This window comes from Dietzia sp. CQ4 (assembly GCF_014145125.1).
GTDB lineage: Bacteria > Actinomycetota > Actinomycetes > Mycobacteriales > Mycobacteriaceae > Dietzia > Dietzia natronolimnaea.
Genome location: NZ_JAALDZ010000216.1, coordinates 1 through 2766, shown reverse-complemented (window position 1 = coordinate 2766; position 2766 = coordinate 1). Strand labels below are relative to the sequence as shown.

Annotated in this window: 3 protein-coding genes; all 3 read left to right on the top strand. The window is 66.8% G+C overall.

The genetic code is table 11. The features are described 5' to 3' along the window. The first annotated feature begins 67 nt into the window (after positions 1 to 67). Positions 68 to 1120 carry a phosphate ABC transporter permease subunit PstC gene (gene pstC, locus G6031_RS12610; RefSeq protein WP_182618104.1) on the top strand — a complete coding sequence of 351 codons (1053 nt, stop codon included), beginning with the start codon at positions 68 to 70 and terminating at the stop codon, positions 1118 to 1120. Next, positions 1120 to 2034 carry a phosphate ABC transporter permease PstA gene (gene pstA / locus G6031_RS12605; RefSeq protein WP_179524625.1) on the top strand — a complete coding sequence of 305 codons (915 nt, stop codon included), beginning with the start codon at positions 1120 to 1122 and terminating at the stop codon, positions 2032 to 2034. Before pstC ends, pstA begins: the two co-directional genes overlap by 1 nt. Before the next feature lie 10 nt (positions 2035 to 2044). Next, positions 2045 to 2766, top strand: a 722-nt coding sequence (pstB, locus tag G6031_RS12600) for a phosphate ABC transporter ATP-binding protein PstB (protein WP_182653443.1), incomplete at its 3' end; no start/stop codon positions are given.

Below are 2766 nucleotides of genomic sequence, written 5' to 3'. Positions count from 1 at the left end.
CCGGCCCGCCGCTGATCGCGGCGAGCCGGTGACCGGCCATCTCATCCCCCGAGCGACTGAAGGTCCCATGACAGTTCACGAATCCGTCGACCGCCACGCCGACCGGAACACCGGGCAGTCCGGCGGGCTCCCCGGCAGCTCGGGGTCGGTGCCGGATACGGAGAAGGGCGCCAAGGGCGACCTCCTCGAGGGCCGGTCCTCGCAGAAGGCGGACGCGGTGTTCCGGGGCGTCACGGTGGCGGCCGGCGCCGTCATCGTCGCTCTCATCGCCCTGATCGCGATCGTCCTGGTCATGCAGGCGACGCCCTCCCTCCTGGCGAACAACGTCAACTTCCTCACGTCGTCCGAGTGGAACACGAGCGATCCGGACAACATGCGGTTCGGCATCCTCGACATGTTCAGGGTGACCGTGCTGAGCTCGCTCTTCGCGTTGTTCCTCGCCGTTCCGGTGTCCATCGGCATCGCGACGTTCCTCGTGCAGTACGCGCCGGCCCGGCTGTCGAGGTCGCTGTCGGCGCTCATCGACCTGCTCGCGGCGGTCCCGTCGATCATCTACGGCATGTGGGGCCTGATCGTGCTCGGGCCGTTGTTGGTCCCTTTGTCGACGTGGCTCAACGAGAACCTCGGATGGATCTTCCTGTTCGGCGACGGCAACGTGTCGATCGCCGGCGGCGGGACCATCTTCACCGCCGGGGTGGTCCTGGCGATCATGATCCTGCCGATCATCACCTCGATGTCGCGCGAGACCATCCGCCAGACCCCCTCGCTCCACCAGGAGGCCGCCCTCGCCCTGGGCGCCACCAAGTGGGAGAAGATCCGGATGACGTGCTTCCCCTACGCCAAGTCCGGCATGATCGCGGGCTCCATGCTCGCGCTCGGCCGGGCGCTCGGCGAGACCGTCGCGGTCCTCATCATCCTGCGGGCCGCGAGCGCCCCCGGCACGCTCTCGCTCTTCGACGGCGGCTTCACGTTCGCCTCCAAGATCGCGTCGGGCGCGGCCGAGTTCAACCACCCGCTGCCGACCGGTGCCTACATCGCGGCGGGTCTCGTGCTCTTCATCCTCACCTTCTTCGTCAACCTCATCGCACGCTCCGTGTCCGGTGGAAAGGTCAACGGCTGATGACCCAGGCAACTCCCGACCTCGCCAAGCCCGCCAAGCCGTCGGACACGTTCCTGCCGATCGCCGGCAGCCGCAGGATCAAGGACAGGGCGGCGACGGTGATCTTCTCGCTGTGCTTCGTGCTGGCCGTCATCCCGCTGGTGGCGCTGCTCTACAAGGTGATCGAGTCCGGCATCCCCGCGGTCATCAACCCCACCTGGTGGACGAACTCGTTCTTCCTCGTCTCCCCGTCCTCGATGGGTGGCGGTGTGGGGCACGCCATCTACGGCAGCCTCGTCCAGGCGATCATCGCCGCGGTCATCTCGATCCCGCTGGGGGTGGCGGCGGGCATCATGCTGGTCGAGTACCCCGAGTCGAGGCTGGCCAAGCCGACCACCTTCATGGTCGACGTGCTCGCGGGCGTGCCCTCGGTCGTGGCCGCCATCTTCATCTTCGGCGTCTGGGTCTCGGTGCTGAGGTTCCAGCTCAGCGCGTTCGCGGTGAGCCTGGCGCTGGTGTTGCTCATGCTGCCGCTGATCGTGCGCTCCACCGAGGAGATGCTCAAGCTCGTCCCGGACGAGCTCCGTGAGGCGTCCTACGCGCTCGGCGTGCCCAAGTGGAAGACCATCGTCAGCATCGTGGTCCCGACCGCGCTGTCGGGCATGATCTCCGGGGTCTTCCTCTCGATCGCCCGGGTGATGGGCGAGACCGCCCCGGTACTGATCCTCGTGGGGTACACGGCGAGCTTCAACTACAGCCTCTTCGAGGGCAACATGGCCTCGCTGCCGCTGCTGATCTTCAACCAGCTCTCGAACCCGACGGAAGCCGGCCAGTACCGGATCTGGGGCGCCGCCCTCACCCTGATCATCATCATCGCGCTGGCGAACGTCCTCGCCACGTTCGCCTCCAAGGCGCTCGCGCCGAAGACCAAGTAAGGACCCTGTCATGGCCAAGCGACTCGACCTCGAGAACGTCGACATCTTCTACGGTGACTTCCACGCCGTGAAGGACGTCGACCTCCACGTCCCCCCGCGCTCGGTGACCGCGTTCATCGGCCCGTCCGGCTGCGGCAAGTCCACCGTGCTCCGCTCGCTCAACCGCATGCACGAGGAGATCGCGGGCGCGTACGCCACGGGATCCATCAAGCTCGACGGCGTGGACATCTACGACAAGAAGGTGGACCCCGTCGCCGTCCGACGGACCATCGGCATGGTGTTCCAGCGGCCCAACCCGTTCCCGACGATGTCGATCAAGGAGAACGTCACCGCCGGCCTCAGGCTCCAGGGCGTCAGGAACAAGAAGACCCTGGACGAGGTGGCCGAGAAGTCGCTGCGCGGCGCCAATCTGTGGAACGAGGTCAAGGATCGACTGGACAAGCCGGGCGGGGGGCTCTCCGGCGGTCAGCAGCAGCGCCTGTGTATCGCCCGCGCGATCGCCATCGAGCCCCAGGTCCTGCTCATGGACGAGCCCTGCTCCGCGCTCGACCCCATCTCCACCCTCGCGGTGGAGGACCTCATCGCCGAGCTCAAGAGCGAGTTCACCATCGTGATCGTGACGCACAACATGCAGCAGGCGGCGCGCGTGTCCGATCAGACCGCGTTCTTCTCGCTCGAGGCCACCGGCATGCCGGGCCAGCTGGTGGAGGTCAACTCGACGGAGAAGATCTT

Coding starts and splice junctions, on each gene's coding strand:
- pstC (WP_182618104.1), top strand. CDS start 68: ATGACAGTTCACGAATCCGTCGACCGCCACGCCGACCGGAACACCGGG.
- pstA (WP_179524625.1), top strand. CDS start 1,120: ATGACCCAGGCAACTCCCGACCTCGCCAAGCCCGCCAAGCCGTCGGAC.